At 65.6% G+C, this 26,851-nt stretch carries 27 protein-coding genes and 1 pseudogene; 14 read left to right on the top strand and 14 right to left on the bottom strand.

Annotation, left to right across the window (positions count from 1 at the left end):
• The 5 genes and pseudogenes from AC5Y5V_RS22035 to AC5Y5V_RS22015 form a co-directional block, all read right to left on the bottom strand.
• Positions 1–402 carry a Rieske (2Fe-2S) protein gene (locus AC5Y5V_RS22035; RefSeq protein ID WP_499939891.1) on the bottom strand — a complete coding sequence of 134 codons (402 nt, stop codon included), beginning with the start codon at positions 400–402 and terminating at the stop codon, positions 1–3.
• Positions 403–404: 2 nt separating this feature from the next.
• Positions 405–1,550 carry an amidohydrolase family protein gene (locus AC5Y5V_RS22030; RefSeq protein ID WP_499939888.1) on the bottom strand — a complete coding sequence of 382 codons (1,146 nt, stop codon included), beginning with the start codon at positions 1,548–1,550 and terminating at the stop codon, positions 405–407.
• 33 nt (positions 1,551–1,583) lie between these two features.
• Positions 1,584–2,675: an amidohydrolase family protein gene (locus AC5Y5V_RS22025; RefSeq protein ID WP_499939884.1), complete on the bottom strand. Its 1,092-nt coding sequence runs from the start codon at positions 2,673–2,675 to the stop codon at positions 1,584–1,586.
• 211 nt (positions 2,676–2,886) lie between these two features.
• Positions 2,887–3,774, bottom strand: a pseudogene (locus tag AC5Y5V_RS22020) (NAD(P)-dependent oxidoreductase); the annotation flags it as partial.
• Positions 3,771–4,151, bottom strand: coding sequence for a carboxymuconolactone decarboxylase family protein (locus AC5Y5V_RS22015; protein ID WP_499939879.1), 381 nt, complete (start codon positions 4,149–4,151; stop codon positions 3,771–3,773). The pseudogene AC5Y5V_RS22020 and the gene AC5Y5V_RS22015, both read right to left, overlap by 4 nt.
• A gap of 133 nt (positions 4,152–4,284) precedes the next feature.
• Here AC5Y5V_RS22015 and AC5Y5V_RS22010 point away from each other — a divergent pair, with 133 nt between their 5' ends.
• The 5 genes from AC5Y5V_RS22010 (at position 4,285) to AC5Y5V_RS21990 (ending at position 8,597) form a co-directional block, all read left to right on the top strand.
• Positions 4,285–4,917, top strand: coding sequence for a TetR/AcrR family transcriptional regulator (locus tag AC5Y5V_RS22010; RefSeq protein WP_499939876.1), 633 nt, complete (start codon positions 4,285–4,287; stop codon positions 4,915–4,917).
• Entirely contained in the window at positions 4,917–5,720 is an 804-nt protein-coding gene (locus AC5Y5V_RS22005) for an alpha/beta fold hydrolase (protein WP_499939873.1), read from the top strand. Before AC5Y5V_RS22010 ends, AC5Y5V_RS22005 begins: the two co-directional genes overlap by 1 nt.
• On the top strand, positions 5,701–6,363 hold the full coding sequence (locus AC5Y5V_RS22000; protein ID WP_499939871.1) for a nitroreductase family protein: 663 nt from the start codon (positions 5,701–5,703) through the stop codon (positions 6,361–6,363). The genes AC5Y5V_RS22005 and AC5Y5V_RS22000 overlap by 20 nt, the downstream gene beginning before the upstream one ends.
• Before the next feature lie 76 nt (positions 6,364–6,439).
• Positions 6,440–7,438 (top strand): acyl-CoA dehydrogenase family protein, encoded by a 999-nt coding sequence (locus tag AC5Y5V_RS21995; RefSeq protein ID WP_499939868.1) that lies wholly within the window; start codon positions 6,440–6,442, stop codon positions 7,436–7,438.
• Positions 7,422–8,597 carry an acyl-CoA dehydrogenase family protein gene (locus AC5Y5V_RS21990; protein ID WP_499939863.1) on the top strand — a complete coding sequence of 392 codons (1,176 nt, stop codon included), beginning with the start codon at positions 7,422–7,424 and terminating at the stop codon, positions 8,595–8,597. Before AC5Y5V_RS21995 ends, AC5Y5V_RS21990 begins: the two co-directional genes overlap by 17 nt.
• 12 nt (positions 8,598–8,609) lie before the next feature.
• On the opposite strand, the gene AC5Y5V_RS21985 is transcribed toward AC5Y5V_RS21990, so the two are convergent.
• From AC5Y5V_RS21985 to AC5Y5V_RS21960, 6 genes are all read right to left on the bottom strand, one after another.
• A complete protein-coding gene (locus AC5Y5V_RS21985; RefSeq protein WP_499939977.1) occupies positions 8,610–9,131 on the bottom strand; it encodes a hypothetical protein in 522 nt (173 codons plus the stop codon).
• A gap of 98 nt (positions 9,132–9,229) precedes the next feature.
• On the bottom strand, positions 9,230–10,111 hold the full coding sequence (locus tag AC5Y5V_RS21980; protein WP_499939860.1) for an Rv1363c family protein: 882 nt from the start codon (positions 10,109–10,111) through the stop codon (positions 9,230–9,232).
• 72 nt (positions 10,112–10,183) lie between these two features.
• Complete coding sequence (locus AC5Y5V_RS21975; RefSeq protein ID WP_499939858.1) at positions 10,184–10,597, bottom strand: hypothetical protein; 414 nt, start codon at positions 10,595–10,597, stop codon at positions 10,184–10,186.
• Between the two features lie 127 nt (positions 10,598–10,724).
• Complete coding sequence (locus AC5Y5V_RS21970; protein ID WP_499939855.1) at positions 10,725–12,089, bottom strand: cytochrome P450; 1,365 nt, start codon at positions 12,087–12,089, stop codon at positions 10,725–10,727.
• Positions 12,090–12,103: 14 nt separating this feature from the next.
• On the bottom strand, positions 12,104–12,304 hold the full coding sequence (locus AC5Y5V_RS21965; protein WP_499939853.1) for a ferredoxin: 201 nt from the start codon (positions 12,302–12,304) through the stop codon (positions 12,104–12,106).
• A gap of 57 nt (positions 12,305–12,361) precedes the next feature.
• Positions 12,362–13,063, bottom strand: coding sequence for an SDR family NAD(P)-dependent oxidoreductase (locus tag AC5Y5V_RS21960; RefSeq protein WP_499939849.1), 702 nt, complete (start codon positions 13,061–13,063; stop codon positions 12,362–12,364).
• A gap of 372 nt (positions 13,064–13,435) precedes the next feature.
• Here AC5Y5V_RS21960 and AC5Y5V_RS21955 point away from each other — a divergent pair, with 372 nt between their 5' ends.
• From AC5Y5V_RS21955 to AC5Y5V_RS21915, 9 genes are all read left to right on the top strand, one after another.
• Complete coding sequence (locus AC5Y5V_RS21955) at positions 13,436–14,641, top strand: CaiB/BaiF CoA transferase family protein (protein WP_499939845.1); 1,206 nt, start codon at positions 13,436–13,438, stop codon at positions 14,639–14,641.
• Positions 14,642–15,009: 368 nt separating this feature from the next.
• Positions 15,010–15,828 carry an MlaE family ABC transporter permease gene (locus tag AC5Y5V_RS21950; protein WP_499939840.1) on the top strand — a complete coding sequence of 273 codons (819 nt, stop codon included), beginning with the start codon at positions 15,010–15,012 and terminating at the stop codon, positions 15,826–15,828.
• A 10-nt stretch (positions 15,829–15,838) separates the two neighbouring features.
• Positions 15,839–16,684: an ABC transporter permease gene (locus AC5Y5V_RS21945; RefSeq protein ID WP_499939838.1), complete on the top strand. Its 846-nt coding sequence runs from the start codon at positions 15,839–15,841 to the stop codon at positions 16,682–16,684.
• Between the two features lie 20 nt (positions 16,685–16,704).
• Positions 16,705–17,955: an MCE family protein gene (locus AC5Y5V_RS21940; protein ID WP_499939834.1), complete on the top strand. Its 1,251-nt coding sequence runs from the start codon at positions 16,705–16,707 to the stop codon at positions 17,953–17,955.
• Complete coding sequence (locus tag AC5Y5V_RS21935) at positions 17,952–18,974, top strand: MCE family protein (RefSeq protein WP_499939831.1); 1,023 nt, start codon at positions 17,952–17,954, stop codon at positions 18,972–18,974. Before AC5Y5V_RS21940 ends, AC5Y5V_RS21935 begins: the two co-directional genes overlap by 4 nt.
• On the top strand, positions 18,974–20,092 hold the full coding sequence (locus AC5Y5V_RS21930; protein WP_499939974.1) for an MCE family protein: 1,119 nt from the start codon (positions 18,974–18,976) through the stop codon (positions 20,090–20,092). The genes AC5Y5V_RS21935 and AC5Y5V_RS21930 overlap by 1 nt, the downstream gene beginning before the upstream one ends.
• The gene (locus tag AC5Y5V_RS21925) at positions 20,089–21,525 is read left to right on the top strand and encodes an MCE family protein (RefSeq protein WP_499939829.1); all 1,437 of its coding nucleotides are present in this window, start codon (positions 20,089–20,091) and stop codon (positions 21,523–21,525) included. The genes AC5Y5V_RS21930 and AC5Y5V_RS21925 overlap by 4 nt, the downstream gene beginning before the upstream one ends.
• Positions 21,526–21,581: 56 nt before the next feature.
• A complete protein-coding gene (locus AC5Y5V_RS21920) occupies positions 21,582–22,874 on the top strand; it encodes an MCE family protein (RefSeq protein ID WP_499939827.1) in 1,293 nt (430 codons plus the stop codon).
• Positions 22,875–24,638 carry an MCE family protein gene (locus AC5Y5V_RS21915; RefSeq protein WP_499939825.1) on the top strand — a complete coding sequence of 588 codons (1,764 nt, stop codon included), beginning with the start codon at positions 22,875–22,877 and terminating at the stop codon, positions 24,636–24,638.
• A gap of 40 nt (positions 24,639–24,678) precedes the next feature.
• Here AC5Y5V_RS21915 and AC5Y5V_RS21910 read toward each other — a convergent pair whose 3' ends face one another.
• The 3 genes from AC5Y5V_RS21910 to AC5Y5V_RS21900 form a co-directional block, all read right to left on the bottom strand.
• The gene (locus AC5Y5V_RS21910) at positions 24,679–25,209 is read right to left on the bottom strand and encodes an Rv2253/PknI dimerization domain-containing protein (protein WP_499939822.1); all 531 of its coding nucleotides are present in this window, start codon (positions 25,207–25,209) and stop codon (positions 24,679–24,681) included.
• 132 nt (positions 25,210–25,341) lie between these two features.
• Positions 25,342–25,959 (bottom strand): Rv1363c family protein, encoded by a 618-nt coding sequence (locus AC5Y5V_RS21905; protein ID WP_499939820.1) that lies wholly within the window; start codon positions 25,957–25,959, stop codon positions 25,342–25,344.
• The gene (locus tag AC5Y5V_RS21900; RefSeq protein ID WP_499939816.1) at positions 25,956–26,705 is read right to left on the bottom strand and encodes an Rv1363c family protein; all 750 of its coding nucleotides are present in this window, start codon (positions 26,703–26,705) and stop codon (positions 25,956–25,958) included. The genes AC5Y5V_RS21905 and AC5Y5V_RS21900 overlap by 4 nt, the downstream gene beginning before the upstream one ends.
• Positions 26,706–26,851 lie beyond the last annotated feature (146 nt).

Here is a 26,851-nt window from a genome sequence, read left to right as displayed (position 1 = left end):
TTACGCCATCACCAACACGTCATTGCCGACGACACGCACCGGATAGGTGCGGATGCTCCATTCCGGCTTCACCGCGGTGGTGCCCGTCGCCAGCTCGAAGCCCCATTGATGCCAGGGGCAGTAGATGTACTCCAGATCGCGCACCATGACCGAGTCGCCGGGGGCGGTCTCGTCCACGATGGTGCGGCCCCGGGCGCGGCCCGAGCACAGCGGCCCGCCCTGGTGCGGGCAGTAGTTCGCGATCGCGTAGAAGTTTCCGTTCACGTTGTACACGCCGACGCCGTGCCGCCCGATCGGCACCAATTTATGTGTGCCCGGCGGGATTTCGTCCACCGTCGCGACGACGTGCTCGCGGCCCTGGGCGAGGCGGGGCTGGGGCCGCCTCGTGACGTCTTCGGTCAACGTCAGAGCACCCGGGTCTGGCCCTCGAGGACCGGCACGGTCTCGGGCAGGTGATAGGTCGCGATGCCGTTCTTGTACATGATCGCGTCCCGGGCGCCCTTGGGCAGGTGCTTGACGAGCCAGCGCGGATCGTCGAACGTCCAGTGCGGGTAGTCCGACGAGTACAGCAGGATCTTGTCGCACTCCATCCACTCGAGCGCGCGGGTCAACTCGGTCTTGTCCTCCGGGTAGTCCAGCGGCTGGGTGGTGAATTTGATGTGGTCCTTGACGTACTCCGAGGGCTTGCGCTTGATGTCCACCCAGGACTTGCGCGCTTCGTAGATCTTGTCCATCCGCCACATCAGCGGCAGGATCCAGGTGAACGCGTGCTCGACGAACACGAATCGCAGGGTGGGGAAGCGGTCGAAGACGCCGTCGAAGATCACGCTCATCACCTGGTTGGCCGCCAGCAACGAGTAGGTGACCATGAAATCGTGGTTGTAGCTGGGGAAACCGACCGGCGGTATCGGCAGCTCTTCGTATTGGCTGCGCGACAGGTGACAGCTGACCGTGATGTCGTGCTTGGCGGCCGCCGCCCAGATCGGGTCGTATTTCGGGTTGCCCCATGACGGCCGCGGCTCGGCCTTGATCAGGATCTGCGCCATGTAGGGGTGTCCGGCCCACCGCTCGATTTCGCGGACGCTCTCCTCGGGCTCCTCGATGGCGGCGCAGATCGACCCGCGCCAGCGTTCGTGCCAGTTGTTGTGGCTGTCCAGCCAGTGGTTGGCCTGCCACTCGTTCAAGGCGACCGACATCGCGTGCTGCGCCTCCGGCAGGCGGGCGGGGTAGGAGGCCGGTTCGAGGATCGCGATGTCGGAGCCGGCCTCCATGATCAGTTGGCGGAACGCCATGTCCGGGTCGCTGCCGGGAAACTCGCCGTGCGGAGGGAAGGTGTCCACCCGCATCGCGTAGCTGTGCGCGTAGTCGGGGGCGTCGTAGTAGATCTGCTCACCCACGTTGCGGGTCAGAAAGTACTTGCTGCGCCAAGGTTCTGGAATGTATTGGACGATCTCGCCGCGTTTCGGCACCGGGTGAACATCGGAGTCGACGCACCGGACGGCGATGCGCTCGGCCGCGGGAACGCGCTCCTGGGAATGAGTCAGCGTCATCGTGATCTCCTTGCTTATCCGTCTATTCTGCGACTAGCCCGCTGCGAGGTCGACCGAAATGTCGATCCCATACAGGTTTGCGGCGTTGCGCCAGCACAGCTTTTCGCGCTGCTCGTTCGACAGCGCCCTGGGCAGGTCCCGCACATCACCGCACTGCCAGTGCGGATAGCTCGACCCGAACATCACCATGTCGTCCTTGCCGGTGAAGCCCAACCATTCGCCGGCGAACTCCGCGTCGCCCGGCCCGTCCATCGCGCCCTGGACGAAATACACGTGGCCCGGGATGTAGTCGCTGGGGATCCGGGGCGCCCAGGGGGTCTGCTCCAAGTGTGGCCGGCCGAAGGTGTCCATCCGCCACATGAACGGCGTCAGGAAGTCCGCGGCGCCGTCGGCCCAGACGAACTTGAGCGTCGGAAAGCGCTCGAACACGCCTTCGGCGATCATGTTCATCAGGTGGTAGAGGTAGTTCAGCGCCATGAAGCTGACGTACTGCTCGTAGGTGCGGGTGTTCCCGGACGGCGTCGGCGGATACGCGATGCCCGAGCCGACTTCGATGTGCACGGCGACCGGGAGGTTCGCCTCGACCGCGGCTTCCCACAGCGGCCAGAACTGCGGTTTGCCGTACAGCTCGCGGGATTGCAGCGGCACGCCGAGCTGGACGACGCGCGGGTGCCCGCGCCATTTCTCGATCTCGCGCAGCGCGCCGGTGATGTCGTCGGGATTGACCCGGATGGTGCCGCGGAACCGGTCGCCGAACTCGTCGTGCTCGAGCCAGCGTGACACCATCATCTCGTTGTGGGCCGCATGCAGCGCGCTGCCCAGGTGCCGGTCCGGCATGATGCCGCGTCCCATCGGATGCAGCACCGCGACGTCCACTCCGCGCTTCGAAAATAGTTCGTGGGCAACGAATTCCGGGTCAGACCCCGGATAGCGGCGATCCGGGCCTTCGGTGTTCACGGCGTACTCGCCCCCCGGTGCGCCGTACCAGTCCATCTCGTAGTCGGGGAAACCGCGGCTCTTGAACGGCTCGCGCAGGAACGAGCGCAGGTCCTTGTTGGACGGGAAGAAGATGTGCACGCTCGCGTCGATCACGGGGGTGCGTGTTCCGTCAGCGTGTTCGATCACGAAAGCCATCCTTCGGCCTCGGCCGCGAGCCCGTCAGGGCCAGATGATAGACAATCTAACATTCTCTCTCGCCGTCGTTCAATGGGCTTTCGGTAAGCGTCTCGGTTAGTCATCTGTCCTGGTAACGACGATTTTCGAGACCTTGGTGCAAGTGTTGTTCTTGATTCTGAATAATAACATTCTCCGCGTTTGCTGTAACTCGGCTTGAAGTGCTTGACGTACCGACGGTGACGCCGGCGGCCTCCTCGAACGGTTTGATCACGGTGGTGAAGTCGGAATCGCCTCCCTGGTCCCGTGCGGTGGCCTCCCAGATCCGGCCGACCGTCTCCGCGACGTCGACCGGCACGCCCAGCTCCGCTGCCTCGTCGAGGTAGAGCCGGACGTCCTTGAGCATCAGCCCGGTGGCGAACCCGTAGTCGAAGGTGCGCGGCAGGATCGCCTTCGGAAACTTGTCCCGGCTGGCGCTCGTGGCGCCCGAGCCCGCGTTGAGCACCTCGATCATCACCGCCGGATCCAGCCCGGCTTTGACGCCCATCACCACGACTTCGGCCGTGGCCACCAACACGTTGGCCGCCAGAATGTTGTTGGCCAGCTTCATGGTCTGCGCGGAGCCGGGCTTATCGCCCACATAGAAGGGCCGGCCGAGCGTTTCGAGCGCGGGTCGCACGACGTCGAATTCGACGCGCGGGCCCGACACCATCAACGCCAGCGCTCCCCGTTCGGCCCCGCCGACGCCGCCGCTGACCGGGCTGTCGATCGCCACCACACCGCGTGCCGCCAACCGGTCGTGGATGAGCACCGCCGTCGGGCGGCCCACGGTGGACAGGTCGACGTAGCGCTTGACCAGGGCGCCCTCGATCACGCCCGCGGGACCGGTCGCCACGTCGATCGAGACCGCGGGAGTCGGCAGGCTGGCCAGCACGGTCTCGGCCCGGTCTGCGACCTCCTTCGGTGCCGACGCGGCGTGCGCGCCGAGCGCGACGACACGCTCGAGCGCCGGTGCCCGGGTGTCGAAGGCGACGACGTCGTGACCCCCCTCGAGGAGGCGGCGCGCCATGGGTAAGCCCATGTGGCCCAGGCCGATGAAACCGATTGTCATGCCTGGTCGACTTCGGCGAACGTCTGTTGCGCGATGCGGAAGCTGTCGACCGCGGCGGGCACACCGGCATAGATCGCGACCTGCAGGAAGACCTCGCGGATCTCCTCGCGGGTGACGCCGTTGGTCAGGGCGGCCTTGATGTGGGTGCGCAGTTCGTGGGGGCGGTTGAGCACCGAGGTCATGGCGAGGTTGAGCATGCTGCGGGTTCTGCGGGGCAGCTCCTCGCGGCCCCACACCGCCCCCCAGCAGTACTCGGTGACCAGGTCCTGCAGCGGGCGGGTGAAGTCGTCCGCCCCGGCGATCGCCTTGTCGACGTACTCCTTGCCCAGCACCTCGGAGCGGATCTGCCGTCCGCGCCGGTACGTTTCGCTGTCCACGCTGGCTCTCCTTTGCGGGCTTTTTGTCTTAATCCTGTTGCAGCGCAGGGTCGTTGGGAGTACATCGGCCGCACCCGTTCGACGGGCGATGAATGCGATAGCAGTAAATATACATGCAAGTATACTTCTTGCCATGGCGACTGCTACCCGACGCGGACGGCCGACCCAGGCCGAGGCCAAGAGGCTGCAGCAGAAACTGCGCCAGGCCGCCGTCGCAACCTTCCTCGAGTACGGGTATGACGGCACCACCATGGACGCGATCGCCCGCGCCGCCGGCATCACGCGCAGAACGCTCTACGGCCGCTATCCCGACAAGCGGGCCGTCTTTCTCGACGTCATCCCGTGGGCCTTGACGCGCCGAACAGAGGAGGACGTCAGCCAGGATCCGGACGGCAGCGATCTGCGGGCGGCGCTGGTGGTGATCGGGCGCGCGGGCCTCGCGCGCGCGATCGATCCGGACATCGTCCGGCTGACGCGGATCGCCATGACCGAGTCGGCCCGGTTCCCGGAGTTCGCCGTGAGCGCCCACTCGATGACGTGGTCCGCGCGCCACCGCCAGGTGATGGATCTGCTTCGTCGGCACCGGGACGCCGGAGCCGTCGAGATCGACGATCTGGAGGTCGCCGCCGCCCACTTCATCGGGATGGTCGAGCATCTGCCCGGCCGGTTGGCGGACTGCGGAATGTATCGGAGCGCCGAGGACGAGGAGCTGCACGTACAAGCCGCCGCCGACTTGTTCCTGCGCGGCGTCCTGACTCGCGACTGATGCTGCCCGACCTGGTCCTGATTCACGGCGGGGCGCACGCCGGTGACTGCTGGGACTTGACCGTCGCCGAATTGGCTTGGCTGGAACCGCGTTTGCGTGTGCTGGCGGTGGACCTGCCCGGCCGCAGAAGCAATGCCGCCGACCTGGCCAGGCGGACCATCGCAGAGTGGGCGGACTCGGTGGTGGCCGCGGTGGAGAACGCCTCGTTCGGCGAGGTCGTCGTCGTCGGGCATTCGATGGGCGGGCTGATCGTGCCCGCCGTGGTAACCCGGCTCGGCGCGGCCCGGGTGCGCGAGATGATCTTCGCGGCGGCCTTCGTTCCGCCGCAGGGGGCCAGCGTGCTGGACGCACTGGGCGGGCCGTTGGCGCCGTTGGCCAGGATGGGGCCGCTGCTGGACCGGCTGGGCGGATCCGGCCGTGCCGTTGTGATGCCCTACCTCGCGGCGCGATTGGCGTTCTGGAACGGCATGCCCGCGCCGCGGCGCAGGCTTGCCCGGGCCCGCCTGTACGCCGAGAGTGTGGGCGTGATCGTCGAACGCGTGGATCGCGGTGGCCTGCCCGACGAGGTGCCCCGCACGTGGATCATGACGCTGCGCGACCGGGCGCTCTCGCCGCGCCAGCAGCGCCGGTGCATCGAGGCGCTCGGCGGCGTCGACGCCTTGTTCAGTGTCGACACCTGCCACGACCTCATGTACAGCGACCCGCGTCGACTCGCCGCCATCCTGCTCGACCGCTGTCTGGTGCATGCGGCAAGCTGTGCCGAACCTGGGAGAGGGGCGGGCGATGAGCGAAGCCAGCGGTGACGTCTGGGAGGTGATGCTGACCGCGCGGACGATCCGGCGCTTCACCGACGAGCCGGTCGACGACGTCACCCTGGCGCGGTGCCTGCAGGCCGCCACCTGGGCGCCGTCGGGCGCCAACGCGCAGGGTTGGCGCTTTGTCGTGCTGCGGTCCCCGGAGGTGCGCGCGGTGGTCGCCGAGGCCGCCGCCCGGGCGCTGCAGGTGATCGAGCCGGTTTACGGCATGACCCGGCCCGCCGCCGACGACGACAGCCGGCGCGCCCGCACCTACCGCGCCACCTACGAATTGCACGACCGTGCGGGCGAGTTCACCTCGGTCCTGTTCGCGCAGAAGCACTTTCCGACGGCCTCCGAACTCCTGCTGGGCGGGTCGATCTTTCCGGCGATGCAGAACTTTCTGCTTGCCGCGCGTGCCCAGGGCCTGGGAGCGTGCCTGACCAGCTGGGCCTCGTACGGCGGTGAGCAGCTGTTGCGCGACGCCGTGGGCGTGCCCGAGGACTGGATGGTGGCCGGCCACATCGTCGTCGGCTGGCCGAAGGGCAGGCACGGGCCGGTCCGCCGACGTCCGCTCGCCGAGGCGCTCAATCTCGACCACTGGGACAGCCCCGCCGGCGATCTGTCGCGAGCCGTGCCGCCCACCCCGTAGCCGCTTTGCGAGATTATTACTTCCGCAACCGAGAATGCTATTCTCGCGTCAGCGTTGATGACGGGAGGCGGCCTGGATGCTGTTGGAGTTCGATGCTGACCAGCGACTCTGGCAGCAGACCGTGCGCGACGTGCTGGCCAAGCAATGCCCGCCGTCGCTGGTGCGAAGCGTGGCCGAGGACGGCGCCGACCCCGGCCCGCTGTGGAAGGTCTATCTGGATCTGGGCTGGACCGAGCTGAACGACCCGGCGAGCGCGGTCGAGCTGGCGATCGTGTTCGAGGAGCTCGGCCACGCGACCGATCCCACGCCGTTTCTCGCGACGATGAGCCAGTTCGCGCCGCTGGCCGGGGACAAGTTCGATCCGCACGAGTCGGGGACGGCTGTCTACCAAGGGATTTCGGCACACCGGGACCCCGACGGCTGGGTGTTGCAGGGAACGGCGCGCCACGTCCTGGACGGCGATCGCGTCGACCGGCTGGCAGTGCTGACCGACGCTGGCGTGTTCGTCATCGCGGCCGATCAGGTGGTGGCCCGGCGCTCGGCGGTGTTCGACCCGGTGCTGCACGTCGCCGACCTGACCTTCGACCAGGTTGCGGTGCCGGACAGCGCCCGGTTGGTCGTCGACCGCGAGCGCGCGAATCATGTGGCGCTGACCGGCATGGCGATCACGACGGTCGGCGCCTGCCAGCGCATTCTCGATCTGGTCCTCGAACACGTCCGCAGCCGCCATCAATTCGGCGTCCCGATCGGGTCATTCCAGGCGGTGCAGCACAAGGCCGCCGACATGCACGTCGCGGTGGAACGCGCGCGGGCGTTGGCTTACTTCGCCGCGTTGACGATCGCCGCCGACGATCCCCGACGCCGGCTCGCGGCCGCGATGGCCAAAGCCGCCGCGGGGGAATGCCAGTCGCTGGTCTTCCGGCACGGCCTGCAGTTGCACGGCGCGATGGGGTTCACGTGGGAGAACGACCTGCAGTTCGCGCTCAAGCGCGCCAAAGCGGGGGAGCTGATGCTCGGCGGTGCGGCGGAGCATCGGGCGCGGATCGCGGAGGAGTACCGTGCAGCTGACTTTTGATGCCGACGTAGAGGCCTTCCGAGCGAAGTTTTCGGCATTTCTCGACGAAAACCTGCCTCCCGCAAGCGAAACTCTCGAGCGGCCGCGTTCGGTCTCGCACATGCCGGCGTGGGCGCGCCGCTGGCAGCGGCTGCTGTTCGACAACGGCTGGCTGCTGCCCAGCCAGCCGCCGGAATTCGGCGGCCGCAACGCGACCGTCGTTCAGCAGTTCGTCTACTTTCAGGAGCTGTCGCGGCGGCGGATCTATCACAGCTTCAACCCGCAGGGCGTGAATATCGTTGCGGCGTCGCTGTTATCGTTCGGCAGCGACGAGCAGAAGCAGCGCTGGGCGGTGCCCATCCTGCGCGCCGAGATCACTGCGTCGCTCGGAATGAGCGAGCCGAGCGCCGGCTCGGATCTGGCGTCCTTACGTACCAGCGCTGTCCGCGAGGGCGACCATTTCGTAGTCAACGGCCAGAAAGTGTGGACCTCCGGGGCCCACGATGCCGACGTGTTGCTGACCTTTGTGCGCACCGATCCCGATGCGCCAAAGCACAAGGGCATCAGCGTGCTACTGATTCCGACCGACACCGAAGGCGTGGTGCGCCGGCCGTTCCCGTCGATCTGCGCGGCCGACGACCTGGACTTCAACGAGGTGTTCTTCACCGACGCGCGGGTGCCGGCGGAGAATCTGGTCGGCGAGCTCAACGGCGGCTGGCGGGTGGCGAACGGGTCGCTCGGCCACGAGCGCACCATGATGTGGCTGGGTTTCGCCGACCGGCTGGACAACGAGATCGCCGACTTCCATCCCCGCACGGAGGTCGAACGCGACCAGTACGCGACGACCATCATGGACAAGCAGGCGCTGCGCCTGCTGGGCTCGGTGGCGTTGGCCCGTGCGGCCCGTGGCGAGGACGACGTGGCCGCGATCTCGGTGCTGAAACTGCTCGGGTCCGAGGCCGAGCTGCGCGGGATGGAACAGGCCCTGACGGCCGCCGGATCCGACGGGCTCATCCAACCCGGCCAGACCGGCCCGTACGAGCACATGAACCTGGATCACTATTTCGCCAGCTGGTTCGAGCGCTACGCGCGCAGCTTCTCGGGCACGATCGCGGGCGGCACGTCGGAGATCCAACGCAACATCATCGCCCAGCGCGTGCTGGGCCTGCCGCGCGGCTGAATCGAGTCCAACTCAGACCGGGTCGAACTTGGTGATCAGCCAGGTGCCGTTGACGCGGGCCATGCTCACCAGGACGCTGCTGGCCGCGATCGACGGATCGGGCCTTTCCTTGCTTGTGGTGCTCTGGTCGACGAAAACCAGAACGACGGCCGAATCCGGATGCAACTCCGTGACCGCGGCCCCCATCACCTGAGCGGTGGTCTTCAGCGACTTCTGTCTGGCCGCCGGAGCGACAATCTGCTCGGTGAATTGGCTGTAGTACGACAGGAAATCTCCAGACAGGTGCGACCTGGCGCTGGCGAAGTCCTTGTCGAGCGATTCGGGTGCGTAGGACAGCAATGCGACCGTGCCATCCGACGCCGCGCTGGCCACCGCCCGGGCGACGTCGGGATTGGTACGTTGATGCGGCTGATACCGCTCGAAGTAGAGCCACGCCACGGCGCCACCAAGTATCAGCAGCAACAGGACCAAAGCCGCGGGAACGACAGCCACGGTGCGCGGGGAGCTCCGTCGGCCGCGTCGCCGGCGCAGCATCCGCTCGGGTGCGTCGTCGTCGTCGTCGTCGAGTTCTGCCTCCGCGTCACTGACTGCTTCGACGGTTTCGGCGGTTTCGGCGTCGTCGTTGTAATCGGTCACACTACGAAGTCCACCTTCGACATCTTGTACTGTCCGCCGTCTTCGGTGACGGTTACCCGGAGCCGAAACGCGCGCGGTTCGTCCTGGGCGCCTGCGGCATTGGTGATCTTCGACGTCGCCAGGATGAGGACCGACGCGGAGTGCTCGCTCATGGATTCCAGAGCGGCCGATCTGACTGATCCCTGGCTGACGACTTTGGACTGCTCGACGACCGACGCGAAATCCTTCGCACGTTGCTCGAAGTCGTCCCTGAATTGGCCGGTGGAACTGTCGATCACGCGCTGCACGTCTTGCTTGGCCCTGTTGAAGTCCAGGGAGAACAGGTTGATGACGCCCTGCTTGGCCCCGGCTATGAAGTTCGCCTCGCGCTGCGTCCGGTTGGTGGCGTCATGGAGTTGCCACATCATGTAACCGGCAGCGACGGCAAGCGCGCAGATGAGGATTATTGCGGCCACTTTGGAGATCGCCGACAGGCGCGACGACCGCTCCCGTCGTCGCCATCTCGCCAGCCAGGAGTCCGTTGTCTCGGCCGCAATGGTCTCGTCGGCGGATTCGGCCTCGCCGTCCTCGTCGTCCTCGTCGTCCTCGTCCGGTGCTTCGTCGGTGACATCCGCTTGTTCGTCGACATCCGCGGGTGGCTCCACGGCCACGACCACGGTCTCGGCCTCGGCCTCGGCCTCGGCCACGGACTCGGTCACGTCCTGGGCGGCGGCCTCCGCGAGCGCTTGACGACGCAGCCGGGCGACGCGGGCGCGGGCGCGCGCGGCAGCAGCCTCGGCTTCGGCCTCGGCGGCTTCTGCCTCGGCTTCTTCGAGTAACGCCAGCGCCTCGGCCTTCGTGATGTCCGAGTCTGCGGGCGGTTGTTCCGCGTCAGTCATCTCGGCTGCCGCGCCTCGCCATCGTCATCGACCGAACCCCCGTGTTCCCTGCTGTACCGACGGACCTCGCGGCTACCATCGCACGAGCGAGAACGGGTAAGTGTCGGTGCCCCCCGGTCCGCCACCGCAGCCGGTGTCGTATGTGGAGACCACCTCACCGGCCAGCGAGACCGCATCCCAGGAGTAGACGTCATGGGAGGGGAAGAACTGGACCACGCAGCGCACACCGTCGGGGACGTCGACGACCATGGTGTAGCGGCCGTTGACCATCCGAGCCTCGCCCTTCCACGGCGCCGCTTGCCCGTTGGGTTGCGGAACCGCCTGAAGCTGCAGGCATCCCGGGGCGGGCGAGCGGCAGGGTCGGATCGCCCAAATCCAGCTGTGGCCGGGGTCCCGGGTCGTGTCCACTCGGTAGTTGCCGACCTGCATGTCCGCGCGGGCGGCCGGCGCTACGGCGAGCGCGGCCAAAGCGAGCGCAAGGCTCATTGCGAAAGTCTTCACCTATGCGTCTCCCATCTCTGCACACGGCTCGGGCCAAATATAAGGTGCGGCCGTGCTGAACAGGCCTACTCGTCGAAATGGCGGCAGTCAACGCCCCAGGCAGTGGGGCGGCTCAATCGATGACCGCGGCTTCCTTACGCTCGGTGACCGGTCTGGCGAGTTCCTGCTCGTCGCAGATGCGTTGTAGCTTCTCGAGGGTCTCGTCCAGACCCGCGCCGACCTTGGGCCCCGGGGTGAAGGTGGCCGGCAGCTTCCGCATGCCCTGGATGACTCCGATGCTTTCGTAGTGCACGGCGCCATCGGGGTCGCACCGGTAGTCGGGCATCCGGTCCAGAACGGCGGTCACCATCGATTTGAACACGGTGCGAGCCACATTCGATCCGACACATCGGTGCACGCCTATGCCGAAACTGAAGTGCCGGTTGCCTTTACGGTCGAGCACGACTTTGTCCGGGTCGGCGAACACCGACGGGTCGCGGTTGGCCATGGCCCACGAAATCCACAGCCGCTCACCTTCTTTGAACTGATTCCCGACGATCTCGACGTCGTCGGAGAATGTCCTGCCGTCGCCGGGCGCCGGAGTGAAGAAGCGCAAGAACTCTTCGGTCGCGGGGTCGAGCAGGGTAGCGAGGTTGTTGCGCAGCCTCTCGCGCTCGTCGGGGTTCTCCGAGAGCCATTCCAGCGAGTGGGCGGTCAATGCCGTCGTGGTGTCGAACCCACCGCCGATGACCAAGCCGAGATTGCCGAGGATTTCCAGATCCGGCGCGGGCTCGCCGTCGATCCGCATCTGCAGCAGGCCATTGACGATTCCGGGGCGTGGATTCTCGCGAATCTCGAGCATGTTATTGACCATGTCGAGCCCCATCTCCCGGTGCATCGCGGTGACGCGTTCGATATCGGGGGAGTGTTCCGGGGTGTAGACCGCCGCGTGAACCGGCTCGCTGTACAGGTTCCACTTCCTCAGCGGGATGCCCAGCATCGCCAGGGTCAGCACGGCGGGCACGATGTTGGCGAGGTCGTCGACGAAGTCGATGCTGCCCTGCTCGATCCTCTCGTTGAGGCAGGCGCGCGTTATGTCGTGGACGAACGGCTCCCAGCGCTTGACGGCCGCCGGCGACAGGTACGGGTTGAGCACTGTGCGGTAGGTGCGGTGCTCAGGGTCATCCATTTCCAGGATGCCGCCACGCACCACGCTGACGCGGCTGGCCGTCGGGATCGAAATGCCCTTATAACCTCGGCGTTCATTGTGCAGGTCGTGGTCATTGGAGACCGCGGGACAGCGGGCGAGCTCGAAAACCTCGTTGCTGCCGGCCGCGACCCAATGCCCGCCGTAGGTCTCGGTCCAGGCTACCGGGCACTTGCCGTGCATCTCTTCGGTAATTTGGTTGAACTGTGAGCGATACTCCGCGGCGTGCCGGTCGTAGTGGTATCTGCGCTTCTTGCGCTCGCAGTCGCTCTTGACGTCGTCGACGCTCAAAGTGCTGTCTCCCTTTACGACTCGTCCGTGATGTTGATGGCCTGTTCCGGGCAGGAATGCGCGGCCTCGCGGACCTGGTCCTCCTGGTCGGGCGGCACCTGTTCGCTGATGGGCGACGAGCTGCCGTCAATGTCGCTGAGCTGGAAAGAATTCGGTGCGATCATCGCGCACAGGGTGTGCCCCTGGCAGCGCTCTGAATCAACCCAGACCTTCACGGTGTCTCCCCTCTTGCAGGGCTGCGGCGGGGCTCGGTTTCGGTAGCCTTCCGTCCACTAGGTACTCCGGCCGCCGTTGACGCCCAATATCTGGCCGGTGATGTAGCCGGCTTCCTCGGAGACCAGAAAGGCGCATGCGGCGGCGATGTCTTCCGGCTTGCCGATTCGCCGCACCGGGGTGCTGGCGATGGTCTGTTCGACATCGCCGAGGAAACCCTGTGCCTCCGCGCCGCGCAGCATCGGGGTGTCGATGAAGCCCGGGGGCACGGCGTTGACGGTTATGCCAGCCGGGCCGTACTCGAGTGCCAGCGACTTGGTGAGGCCGTTGACCGCGGACTTGGCGGCTACATAGTGCGACATGAATGGGACGCCGGAATGCGTGCTCGACGAGGAGATATTGACGATGCGTCCCCAGCCGGCCTCGACCATGTCGGGCAGCACCGCCTGGATTACATGGAAGACGCCGTGGAGGTTGACGTCGATCACGCGCTGCCACTCCTCGAACCCGATATTGCCGAACCGCTTGAACCCGTCCAGGCCCGCGGCGTTCACCAGGACTGCGACCGGACCCAGCCGGTCGTGGATCTGTGACACCGCGGCGTCCACTTGCGATCGGTCCGTCACGTCGGCTGTGAAAGCCAGCTCCGTGTCGGACGGATTGAGGTCGATGGTGGCGACGTCGAGGCCGTCGGCGCGAAGCCGACGGGCCACCGCCGCACCGATGCCGGATGCGCCGCCCGTGACCACCGCAGTCTTCATGTCCCCAACATCCAAGTCCGACTCAAAATGCGAGAGTCTCGAACAGAAAGAATCGCCCTTACAATTATGAGAACCATACTCTCACGCCAGAACGGCTCGCAAGACAGGGCGAAAAGCGTGTTCCGCCAGCTTGGAAGCGCCATCGCAGCCCAGTGCTGCGTGATTGCCGAGCATGTGAGGGCCCTGGGACCGTAGCCTGAGAGTTTCTTGAACTCTCGAGACAGCGATGTAGTATTTGCCACGACCGAGAATCGAATTATCGTGACGACCGCCACACCGAGAGGCCTGGATGCGGTTCCTTGACACTCCCGCGAACATCGCGCGCACCCTGCCGCGTCGAGCGAGCGCTCGCGCTGCCACGGCGGGCGATTCATGAGGCCGCTGGAGGGCATCCGCGTCCTTGAAGTCGCCATGTACGGCTTCGTCCCGTCGGCGGGTGCCGTGTTGGCCGAGTGGGGCGCCGATGTGGTCAAGGTGGAGCACTCGGTGACCGGCGATCCGCAACGCGGGCTCCGCCAGACCGGGATGCTGCGGGTCGAAGGCGACCCCAACCCCAACATCGAGCACGCCAACCGCGGGAAGCGAAGCATCGGGCTGGACATTTCGGTGCTCGAGGGCCAGGAAGTACTCTACGAGTTGGCTCGGCGCTCCGATGTGTTCTTGACCAGTTTTCTGCCCGAAACGCGTGAGAAGTTCGGTATCGACGTCGACGACATTCGGGCGGTGAACCCCGCCATCATTTACGCGCGCGGTAGCGCGCTGGGCCCGCGCGGCGCGGAGGCCGTCAAAGGCGGATACGACATGACCGCCTTCTGGTGCCGGGCCGGGACGGCAGCCACCATCACTCCCGCGGGGATGCCGGGCATGATCGCGCCGCCCGGGCCGGCGTACGGCGACACGATCTCGGGCACGAACCTCGCCGGCGGCATCGCCGCGGCGTTACTCAAGCGCGAGCGGACTGGCGAGCCGTCCGTCGTCGATGTGTCCCTGCTCGGAAGCGGCCTGTGGTCGCTGGGCCATACGGTCGCATTGACCAACCATCTGCACCAGCGGATGGAGACGCCGCCACCCGGCGTGCATGGCGCCCCCAACAATCCGCTGGTGGGCCTGTACACGACGTCCGACGGCCGCTACATCTCCTTCGTGATGATGCAGCCCACTAAGTTCTGGGCCGACGTATGCCGGCACGTCGACCTCTCGGAACTGGCCGACGACCCGCGCTTTGCCACGGTGGAGGCGATCGCGGCCAACACGCCGGACGCGGTAGAGCTGCTGACCAAGGCCATCGCGACACGCACGCTGGCCGAATGGAGCGAACGCTTCGCCACGCTCGCGGGGCCGTGGGCACCTGTGCAGGACACCCTGCAGGTCGCCACCGACGCCCAGGTCCGCGCAAACGAATACATCGTGCAGGCGGGTGACCTCGAGTTGGTCGCCAACCCGGTCCAGTTCGACGTCGCGGCGCCACCCACCGGACCCGCGCCCGGGTTCGCTGAGCAGACCGATGAGATCCTGATGGAACTCGGGCTCGACTGGGATCGCATCATCGAACTCAAGACCGCTGGCGCGGTTACCTAGAATCGGAGCCGCCGGTAATGTTTCCGCCCGCCTTCAGACGCGACGCTGCCTGCTCGCGCGCTGCGACTACCGGTCCGATAACGGTTCCGCATTTTCGCTGCACCGGGGGTCGGCATGAGTCATACTCGCCGGATGCTTCAAGACGCGGAGCTCTTCATGTCGAGGCGTCTAATCACGCGGCCGAATGGGGGCCGGCGTGAGGGTAGGAAGCGCTGCCACGCCGACGTCAGCCGCCGAACTTCGGCTCTCCGCCGGGCCTTTCGTGGTCGCCAGCTTCCGTCTGGGATCGTCGGTTGAGCCGAACTTGACTCGGCCGGTGTGCATCCAGAACCCTGTCGGGATGGTGGCTGGGGGAGGGGCCGACACCGATGGCGACTAAAGGCGCAGACCACTGGACGGCGGGTTTCCCCCGGCTGAGGTCGAAACTGGACTTCTCGGGGTCCATGCAGGCTATCGGCGCCTTGTTCGCGATGTCGGCCGATGCGGTCAGGTTCTTGTTCCGCCGGCCTTTCCAGTGGCGGGAGTTCCTGGAGCAGTCCTGGTTTGTCGCGCGGGTGTCGCTGGCGCCCACCCTGTTGGTCGCTATTCCGTTTACCGTCCTCGTCAGCTTCACGCTCAACATCCTTCTGCGCGAATTGGGTGCCGCGGATCTTTCCGGGGCCGGCGCCGCGTTCGGTGCAGTCACCCAGCTCGGCCCGCTGGTCACGGTGTTGATCGTGGCGGGCGCGGGGGCTACGGCTATGTGCGCCGACCTCGGGTCGCGAACAATTCGCGAAGAAATCGACGCGTTGGAAGTACTGGGCATCAACCCGGTGCAACGGTTGGTCACACCTCGCATGCTGGCTTCCGGATTAGTGGCCTTTCTGCTCAACAGCCTCGTCGTCATCATCGGCGTCCTCGGCGGGTATGTCTTCTCGGTTTTCGTGCAGGACGTCAATCCCGGCGCATTCGCCGCGGGCATCACGTTGCTCACCGGCGTGCCCGAGGTGGTCATTTCCTGCGTCAAGGCAGCCCTTTTCGGCGTCATCGCCGGCTTGGTCGCCTGCTACCGGGGCCTGTCGATCACCGGCGGGGGCGCCAAAGCCGTCGGCAACGCGGTGAACGAAACCGTGGTTTATGCCTTCATGTCCCTGTTCGTCGTCAACGTGGTTGTCACCGCGATCGGCATCAAGATGACGGCGAAGTAGGGGGCTTGCGGTGACGCTGAGAGCTGCATACCCGCGGGCAACTCGCCTATTCGAGATGCCGGCCGCGTGGTTCGGCCGAATCGGCGACCATACCCTGTTCTACGGTAAAGCCCTTGCCGGAATGCCTTTCGCAGCTACCCATTACACGCGCGAAGTCATTCGACTGGTTGCCGAGATCAGCATGGGCGCGGGCACTTTGGCGATGATCGGCGGAACCGTCGTGATCGTCGGCTTCCTGACGCTGGCGGCCGGCGGCACGCTGGCCATTCAGGGTTATACCTCGCTGGGCAATATCGGCATCGAGGCGCTGACGGGCTTCCTCGCCGCGTTCATCAACGTGCGGATCGCGGCACCGGTGGTTGCCGGGATCGGCCTGGCGGCAACCTTCGGCGCCGGGGTGACCGCTCAGCTGGGCGCCATGCGGATCAACGAAGAGATCGATGCGTTGGAGAGCATGGCCATTCGGCCGGTCGCCTATTTGGTCAGCACCAGGATTCTGGCGGGAATGCTGGCGATCACGCCCTTGTACAGCATCGCTGTAATCCTGTCGTTCTTGGCGAGTCAGTTCACCACGACGTTCTTACTCGGCCAGTCGCAGGGTTTGTACCAGCACTACTTCAATACGTTCCTGAACCCGATCGACTTGTTGTGGTCGTTCCTGCAGGCGATCCTGATGGCGCTCACGGTTCTGTTGATCCACACCTACCACGGTTATTTCGCTTCGGGGGGGCCGTCCGGTGTGGGTAACGCGACCGGCAACGCGGTGCGCACCTCGCTCATCATCGTGGTGTCCGTGACGCTGTTGGTCTCGCTGTCTGTTTACGGTACGAACGGCAACTTCAACCTGTCCGGTTAGCCTCAGGAGGTGGAAACGCAGTGACGCAGAATGCGCCGGCAGGTGCCGGGGGGCGCGCGCGGACCGCCCATGCCCGGCCGCCGGCCCGACCGAATTACACGCGCCCCCTGCTCGGGCTGATCACCGTCGTCTTAATTGGCTTGATTTTCGCAGTGGCGGTGGGTCTGTTTCAGGGCTCCTTCACCGACAGCGTGCCGGTGACGGTGATCTCGCAACGCGCTGGCCTGGTCCTGAACTCGGACGCCAAGGTCAAGATGCGCGGTGTGCAGGTGGGCAAGGTCGCCTCGATCGAACCACTGTCCAACGGCCAGGCGAAGATCAACTTGGCAATGGACCCGTCGCAGCTGCAGTTCATCCCCGACAACGTGATCGTCGACATCGCGTCACCGACGGTGTTCGGCGCGAAGTCCATCCAGCTGGTCGAACCCGACAAGCCCTCGATCCAGCGGCTGCGCAGTGGCCAGACGCTGAAGGGCGAGCACGTCATGGTCGAAATCAACACAGTTTTCCAGCAACTGGTCGCGGTTCTGCAGCAGATCGACCCGCCGAAGCTCAACGAGTCACTGGGTGCGCTGGCACAAGCCTTCAGCGGGCGCGGCCCACAGCTCGGTCAGTCGCTGAGCGACCTGGATTCGTTTCTGGCCAGCCTGGAGCCGAGCCTCCCGGCGTTACGGCACGACCTCGCGGTCTTGCCGACGGTCTCCCACGCCTACGCCGACGCGGCACCGAACCTGCTGAAGACGGCCTCTAACGCGGTTCGGATCAGCAAGACCCTTGTCGATGAGCAGCACAACCTGGATGCACTGCTGATCAGCGCGATCGGCCTGGCCGACATCGGCAACGACGTCTTGTCGGCGAATCGTCAACCGCTGACGAATGTGCTGCACCTGCTGGTTCCGACCACCAACCTGACCAACGAGTACCACGAGGCGCTCACGTGCGCCTTCGGCGGCCTGATCACGATCGGGCACGGTCCGCCGCTTTCGGAACCGAGCATCAACATCTCGGCGAGTCTTACCTGGGGCGGCGAGCGTTACCGGTACCCGACGAACCTGCCCAAGGTCGCGGCGACGGGTGGCCCGAAGTGCCTGGGCCTGCCCACGCTGCCGTTCAACACGGCTCCGCCGCAATTCATTACCGATATCGGTGCCGACCCGGTGGGGTACGGAAACCCGCAACTGCTGATCAACTCCGATCTCCTCAAGCAGCTGTTGTACGGCCCGATCGCCGGCCCGCCACGCAACCCCATTCAGGTTGGACAACCCGGATGAGAACTCGCGCCACGCTGGTCAAGTTCGCGGTCTTTGCGGTCGTGATGGCGATGCTGACCGCCTTCCTGTTCTTCATCTTCGGTCAGTACCGGACGGGTTCGACGAACAAGTATTCGGCGGTGTTCAGCGACGTGTCGCGGCTCAAGCCGGGGCAGTCGGTGCGGGTCGCGGGGATCCGGGTGGGCACGGTCGACAGCGTCTCGTTGCAGCCCGACAAAAAAGTGGTGGTGAAGTTCGACGCCGATCGCGACGTCGTCCTCACCGAAGGCACCAGGGCGATGGTCCGTTACCTGAACCTGGTGGGCGACCGCTATCTCGAACTCGTCGACGGTCCGGGTCCCACCAAGCGCCTGGCGGCGGGCGCTCAGATACCGGTCAACCGCACCGCCCCGGCGCTCGACCTCGATCTGCTGCTGGGTGGGCTGAGACCCGTTACCCAGGGCCTGAATCCGGACGATGTCAACGCGTTGACCTCGGCGTTGTTGCACGTCTTCCAGGGGCAGGGCGGTACTCTCGAGTCGCTGTTCTCCAAGACGACATCGTTCTCAAACGCGTTGGCCGACAACGATCAAACCGTGCAGCAGCTGATCGACAACCTCAACGTCGTGGTCAGCACGATCGGCAAGGACGGCGCCCAGTTCTCCGGCGCGATCGATCGGCTCGAGCGGCTCATCAGCGGGCTGTCGGACGACCGCAACACCATCGGGTCCGCGATCGACGCCCTCGACAAGGGAACCGCCTCGCTGGCGGATCTGTTGAGGAGCGCGCGCCCGCCGCTGTCCGGCACCATCGACCAGTTGAACCGGTTGGCGCCGATTCTCGACAACGACAAGGATCGCCTCGACGCCGCAATCGGAAAGGCGCCGAAGAACTACCGCAAGCTGGTTCGCCTCGGGGCGAACGGGGCCACCATCCCGTACTACCTGTGCCAACTGACGATCCGTGGCACAGACCTTCAGGGCAAGACGGTGAGATCTCCCATTTTTAGGTCAGACGCTGGAAGGTGTTCGGAACCCTGATGCTCAAGTATCGCGGAGCTGGGCTCGTCAAGGCTGGATTCATCGGAGTCGCCCTGGCTGTAATGGTCATTCTGGTGGGCCTGTCGCCCGACCGGTTCACCCAATGGGCGACGATGGTCAGATACCAGGCGCTGTTCTCGGAGGCCGGCGGCCTTGCGACGGGCAACCCCGTGACGATTTCGGGCACGAAGGTCGGCACGGTGTCGGATGTGAAGCTGCGCCGCGGCGAGGCCCTGGTGACGTTCGTGGTGAAGGGCGCTATCGAACTCGGGTCCGAGACTTCCGCCCACATCCGCACCGACACGCTGCTGGGTGCCCGGATGCTGACGCTGGTGTCGGCCGGCGGCGGCAAGTTGCATCCGCTGGCTCTCATTCCCGTCTCGCGCACCTCTTCGCCTTACTCGCTGACCGAAGCCGTCAGCGATCTGACGTCGGACACTGCCAAAACCGACACCACCGCCCTCAACCATTCGTTGGACACGCTGGCGGCGACGCTCGACCAGATCGCTCCGCAAATGGGGCCGGCTTTCGACGGGTTGACCCGGCTGTCGCGAACCCTCAACAGCCGCAACAAAAACTTGACCGACCTGTTCAAGAGCGCCTCTGACGTGACCGGGGTTCTCTCCGAGCGCAGCCAGCAGGTCAACAAACTCATCCTCAACTCCGACGCCTTGCTCGAGGTGCTCGTGAACCGCCGGCAGGAGATCGTGGACCTGCTGGCCAACACGTCGGCCGTGGCCAAGCAGCTGACGGCGTTGGTGCACGACAACGAAAGCAAATTGGCGCCGACGCTGCAGCGGCTGAATTCGGTGACGGCGATGCTGGAAAAGAACCGCGACAACATCAGCAAAGCGCTGCCGGGCCTGGCCAAATTCGAGATCACGGTCGGCGAGGCCATCTCCAGCATGTACGCCTATTCGGCGTTCGTCCCGAACTTCCTTGCCCCGCAACTCTTCCAACCGTTCCTCGACTACCTCTGGGGCTTCCGCACCTTCGACACCGCTCGCGGTCCCGGCTACCCCTCGCTGGTACCCCGGTCGCTGACTCCCTGGCCGTACAACGGTGTTCCGGTATGCCCCGACTGCACGTTGGGCGGCAGGATTGGAGGATCACAGTGACCTCCCCGGCGAACTCCCGGACGTCCCGCGGCAGGGTGATCGCGGTGACGGCCGTCGCCCTGGTCGTACTCTTAGGTGCCGGCGCGGTCGTACTCGTCCGCAATTTGTTCTTTGGCCCTCAGACGATCACCGCCTTTTTCACTACCGCCACCGCGATCTACAAGAACGACGAGGTGCGGGTGTCGGGTGTCAAAGTCGGCAAGATCAAATCCATCGAGCCGCAGGGCGCACAAGCCAAGATGACCCTCGAGGTTGACCACGGCGTGCCGATTCCCGCGGACGCGAAGGCAATTATCGTCGCCTCGAATCTGGTGGCTGCCCGCTACGTCCAACTCACGCCGCCCTATCGGGACACCGGACCGGTCATGCGAGATGGAGCGGTCATACCGGTCGAACGGACCGCGGTGCCGGTCGAGTGGGACGAGGTCAAGACCCAGTTGATGCGTCTGGCAACGGAATTGGGACCAAAGAGCGGTGTCTCGGGCACGTCGGTGGGTCGTTTCATCGACAGCGCCGCCAATGCGCTCGACGGAAACGGCGACAAGCTGCGCCAGACACTCGCGCAACTGTCGGGAGTAGGCCGGATCCTCGCCAACGGCAGCGGCAACATCGTCGACATCATCAAGAATCTGCAGACGTTCGTCGGCGCGCTACGCGACAGCAACGTCCAGATTGTGCAGTTCAACGAGCGTCTGGCCACGCTCACCAGCGTGGTCAACGACAGCAGATCCGACCTGGACGCGGCGCTGAACGATCTGTCGACAGCGGTCGGCGAAGTGCAGCGTTTCATCTCCGGGACGCGCAACCAGACCAGCGAGCAGGTTGCCAGGTTGGCTGATGTCACGCAGATCCTGGTCGACAAGCACATGGCTCTGGAAAACATCCTGCACGGCGCACCGAACGCGCTGGGCAACTTTTTCAACGACTACAACGCCGACACGGGAACCATCGTCGGGGGTTTCGGCATCATGAACTTCGCCAACCCCACGTTCTCGGGTCTGCTGCTTCCGGTGCCCATACCCGGCTGCACGGCCGTGGGGGCCATCGAGAACGTCACTGCGGTTGAATCGGGCAAGCTGTGCTCGCTGTTCCTGGGTCCCGGGTTGCGGGTGCTCAACTTCAACAGCCTGCCGATACCCATCAACATATTCCTGCAGAAGTCGGTGGACCCCTCCAAGATCCTCTATAGCGAGCCGCGCCTGGCACCCGGTGGCGAGGGCCCGAAACCCGGACCACCCGAGATCCCACCCGCGGTGTCGGCGTACACCGGCTTGCCCGGCGACCCCGTCGGCCCGCCGGGGGCCGAGCCACCCGCGCGGATACCCGGTGCGGCGATGCCACTGCCGCCACCGCCGTCCACGCCGATGCCCCCACCACCGGTGGCGCCGGGTGTCCCAGGCATGCTGCTACCGGCTGAAGGGCCACAACAATGATCCCGCGAGTGCCGGCCCGCCTCGCCAGGCGGGCATTCGTCCTCGGCTGTTGCGTGATGTTGACGTCGACAGGCTGCGCCTTCCACGGCCTGAACTCGCTACCGCTGCCCGGCGCGGTGGGACGTGGGCCGGGAGCCGACATCTACCACGTCGAGCTCCCGAATGTCGGCACGATGGAGTCGAATTCGCCGGTCATGATCAACGACGTCGTCGTCGGCAGCGTCGGCGCCATGAAGGTGGCCAAGAACCCAGGTCAGCCCGGCTGGCACGCCGACGTCGAGATCTCGGTAAAGCGTGACGTCGTCATCCCGGCCAACGTGGAAGCCACCGTCGGCCAGACCAGCCTGCTGGGGTCGATGCATGTGGAGCTCAACACGCCCCTCGGCCAGCAGGGCAACGGACACCTGAAGCCGGGGGCAACCATCCCGCTCCGTCAGTCGTCGGCATACCCGTCGACAGAGCAGACGCTGTCATCGCTGGGGGCGGTCGTCAACGGTGGGGGACTGGGACAGATCGGGGAGATCATCCACAATTTCTCCGCCGCCATCTCCGGGCGCGAGGGTGCCGTGCGTGATCTGCTGACTCGCCTCGACACGTTCGTCGGAACGCTGGACCAGCAGCGGGACAACCTCGTCGAGTCCATCCGGGCGCTGAACCAGCTTGCCGGCACCTTCGCCGAGCAGCGGGACGTTCTCACCGACGTGCTGCGTAGGGTACCGCCCGCGCTCGATGTCCTGATCCGGGAGCGGCCCCGCCTGACGGCCGCCCTGGACAAGCTTCGCGTATTCAGCAACACCGCCACGCGGCTGGTCAACGACAGTCAGGCGGACCTGGTCAAGAATCTGCAGAACCTGGAGCCGACCATCCGTGCGCTCGCCGACGTCGGACCGGAGTTCGGCACCGCGATCGCGGCCGGGTTCGTGTTCCCCTTCACCCAGAACTTCGTCGACCGAGCGGTCCGAGGCGACTACTTCAACCTGCACGTCGATCTGGACATGTCGATCCCACGGCTCAAGCGAGGACTGCTGTTGGGTACCCACTGGGGGCAGCTCGACCAGCCGTTGGTACCGCTGCCCGGGGATCCGTACTACCTGAATTACACACGCGACCCGCTGCATTCCTCCCTGAGGCCGCCGTGGGTGGATCCCAACGCGCTTCCGCTGCCCGGACCTCCGCCCGGTGCGGCCCCGCGGCCCGGGCCCCCGCCGGGTGCGGCGCCCCTGCCCGGGCCTCCGCCAAGTGCGGCCCTGCTGCCAGGCCCCCCGCCACCTGCCGCTCCGCTGCCTGCCGCGGGTCTTGGTCCACCGCCGCCGCCGGCAGAGGCGCCTTCGACGGGAGCGGGTGGATAGATGCTGACGCGCTTCATTCGTATCCAGCTGGCGATTTTCGCAATCGTCGGGACCATCGGCATGGTTGCGATGGTGCTGTTCTACATTCAAGCGCCGACCCTGCTGGGCATAGGTCGCATGACGGTGACGCTGGAGCTGCCGGCTACCGGTGGCCTGTACCAGTTTTCCAATGTGACCTACCGAGGGGTGCAGATTGGCAAGGTCACCTCGGTGGCTTTGACGCCGACCGGGGCCAAAGCGATGCTGTCACTGAGCACTTCGCCGAAGATCCCGGCCGACCTGTCGGCATGCCCAGAGCGCCGTGATCCTCCCGATCAGTGCGGTGCGTATGTGCTCAGTGTCTCGGCGGTGGGCGAGCAATACGTGGACTTGCGGCCCAAAACCGATTCGGGGCCCTATTTGCACAACGGCTCGGTCATCTCCGCACAGGACACCAAGATTCCGCAGCCGGTCGGTCCGATGCTCGATCAGGTCAGCGCCCTGGTCAACAGCATCCCGAAGACCAAACTCGGCCAATTGCTCGACGAGACCTTCCAGGGCTTCAACGGCACTGGTTACGACTTGGGATCGCTGATCGATTCCACCAAGGTGTTGTCCCGCGACGCCAACGGCGTCGTCGATCGCACGCGAGCCCTCACCGAAGACACCGGGCCGCTCTTGGATACCCAGGCACGCACCGCCGATTCGATCAGAAAGTGGGCGCGCAGCTTCGCAGGGATTTCGGACGTGCTGGTGAACAACGACCCCCAGTTCAGAAACATTCTGCAAAGGGGTCCCGGCGCTGCGAACGAAGCGTCCCGGCTTCTCGCGCAGATCAAACCGACGCTGCCGGTGTTGCTCGCCAACCTGACGACCATCGGGCAGATCGGCATCACGTACCACCCCTCGCTGGAGCAGCTGCTGGTGTTGCTGCCCTCGGCGGTCGCCATCGAGCAGGCCGCCGCGGCGCCAAACCACCCCGAGGGTACGGCGCAAGGCGACTTTGCACTCACGATCGACGACCCGCCGATTTGCACGGTCGGCTTCATGCCGCCGAACACGTGGCGGTCCCCGGACGACACCAGCGATATCGACACGCCGGATGGGTTGTATTGCAAACTCCCGCAGGATTCGCCGCTTTCGGTTCGCGGCGCCCGCAACTATCCCTGCATGGGTCATCCGGGGAAGCGCGCGCCCACCGTCGAAATCTGCAACAGCGACAAGCCGTTCATGCCGCTGGCGATGCGCCAGCACGTCCTCGGTCCCTACCCGCTGGACCCGAACCTGCTTGCCCAGGGCGTCCCGCCCGATGAGCGCGTCAACGTCAACGACAGAATCTACGGCCCTGTCGGGGGTACGCCGCTGCCGCCGGGGGCGGTGCCGCGCGGCACACCCGCCGGGCCGCGGGGAGAACCTGCACCGCCGGGCACGGTTGGTGCAGCTGCACCGCCCGTTCCGTCGTCAGGGCCGGCGCTGGCACCCTGGTTCGCAATGTCGGACACGCCCCCGCCCATAGCGCCACTCGACGTGCCATCGCCGGGGGAACTTCCCGCACCGCCACCGCCACCCGCGCCCGCTGCGCCCGCACCGGATCAGCCCAACGGTGCGGGGCCTCAGGCTGCACCGAGCGCGTTCGGAGCCAAGCTGCCTGCACCTTCGGTGGCGTTGGCGAAGTATGACCCGCATACGGGTCGTTATGTCGGTCCCGACGGGAAGCTGTACCAGCAGTCGGATCTCGTCGCCCCGAATGCGCCCAAGACATGGCGGGACATGTTTCCCAGCTGACGCCCGACGTTGGTGTAGGGGAAGCGAATTGGATGCCCGGTCAGGATAGCCTGTCCAGGCGAAGCGGCATCGCGATGCTGAGCCACTGGTTTTGCCCGCAGGCGCCGCTAGGCCCGACCGTCCTGTCCTTGCCGGCGAAGGTCGGCGACCCGAGTTGATAACCACCGGCGTCGTTCACGGGATAGAAGTAGATCGTTTCGTGTCCGGTATACGCGGAACCGTCTTCGCATCGCTCCCAATTCGGAACGTCGCGCTTGACCTTCCACATTTCCCCGTCATTCATATATAGGGGCGCGCTCCAGCCCTGGTCGCTCGTCACCGTGCCGCGGCATTCCTGGAACGTTTCGCATGACGAGCTGATGGTCCAGGTGCTGATGATCGTCGGCTCGCCGTGGTACTGGTCATTTGTCTGGGCATAGTCGCCGATAAAAGTGGCGCGAAATGTCCCGTTGACCGCCACTTCTTCCTTGGTCGTCGCCCGAGCCGTCGGCGTCGTGGGTGCTGTGATCAGACCGCCAAATAGGGTGGCAGCGGCCAGCGTTGCGGTAGTGAGTGTTCGAACTGAACGCATCAGATGCTCCTCGCCGAGAATTATCCGACAGCGCCTACGGCAGTTTTCCTGCATCGGTTGCGGCGTTCTCGCGCGATGAGAATAACACTGGCGCCACCGTGTCCGAAACCGATCGAACCAAAATGGCGACGGTCAGGACAACGGATCTATCTTCGAGATCAGCCAGGAAGACTTGACCTTCGTCAACGTCACTCGGACACTGTTGGCGGTCGTCTGCGGTTGGGGCTTCTCTTTGCTTATGGCGGTCTGATTGACGAACACCAGGACCACCGCGGAATCGCGATTCAACTCTGCGACGGCGGCCCGCACGATCTGGGCCGTCTGTGCGACTTGCTTCTGCTGTGCCAGCGCCGTGATCTGTTCGGTGAACTTGGTGTAGTAGGCGAGGAAGTCGCCGGTGAGATATGACTTGGCCTTGGCGAAATCACGGTTCAGGTGGTCGGGCGCATACGACAGAACTGCCACGGTACCGTCCGACGCCACCCTGATTGCGTCGCGTGCCGCCGCATCGCCGACTTGCTGATCAGGCCGGTGGACAATGACGAACAAGCTGGCGGCGACGCCAATCGCGCTCACGACCAAGACGGTCGAGACGATGGAACGCCACCTGGCCGCGCAGCGGCGCACCCCGCGCTTGACCGTGGCCAGTCGGTTGGTGCGGGTGGATCCCGCGAGCGTATTTGACGACTCGATTTCTTCGGACGCGGTATCTTCGGCGCCGTCCAGGGACGAATCCTGCTCGACAGTCACTGCAGGAAGTCGACTTTCGACATCTTGGGCTGACCGCCGTCGCGCGCCATGCCGATGCTGAGCCGCCACACGACGGGCGGCCGATTCGTCTTGTCGGCATTCGTGACATCGGATTTCGCTGCGACGAGCACGACCGCCGAATTGTCGCTCAGCGACTCCACGGCGACGGCTTCCACCGTGGCCTTGCTGCTGGCCTTTGACTCCTGCGCCTTTTCCGCCATGAGGCTCGACATCGCTTGCAATTGCGTCTTGAGGTCGCCGGTGCACGCGTCGATGATGCGCTGGATGTCCTCCCTGGCGTGCTCGCCGTTGAGCGTCATCAGCAACGTCACGTCTTGCTTGGCCGCTGCAGCGAACTCGGCGGCAAGCTGCCGCTTGTGCGTGGTGGTGCGGTGCTGCCAGATTATGTAGCCGCTCGCGCCGACAGAGGCAGCGGTGAGCGCGATGCCGAGGCCGACGGCTACCGTCTTCTGCCTCGGAAGTCGGAGCCACCGCGGCCGCCTGGGGCGGCGCGGCAACCGCAGTCGTGCGCGGAGCGACCGTCCGCGCGGCTGCTCGACATCCTGGTCAGGCGCGGCGTCGTCTGCGTCCCCGGTTTCGGCTGCCCTGCGTAGCTCCACGAGGCGTGCCCGAGCCGCCTCGGCGCGCGCTTCAGCTTTGGCAACTTCGTCTTCCGCGCCCTTCTCGGGCGGCACGACGTCGGCGGCGACCCCTGAGCGTGGTTGTGGTTCGTCGGGATCGTGCACAGAGAATGAGCTTATCACTTAGCTCTGGCGTCGACGGGTTCATCGTGCTGGCGCAATCGTGGCCTTCACATGCGGAAATGCCCGCCGGGCCGCGCCGACAGCCGCGCGAGTAAGTCGATCCTCTCCGAACAGGAGAATCTTCTTTT

The sequence above is a fragment of the Mycobacterium sp. NGS68 genome, assembly GCF_059812195.1.
Note: the sequence above shows the minus strand (reverse complement) of the source record. Positions and strands in the feature narration are given on the sequence as shown.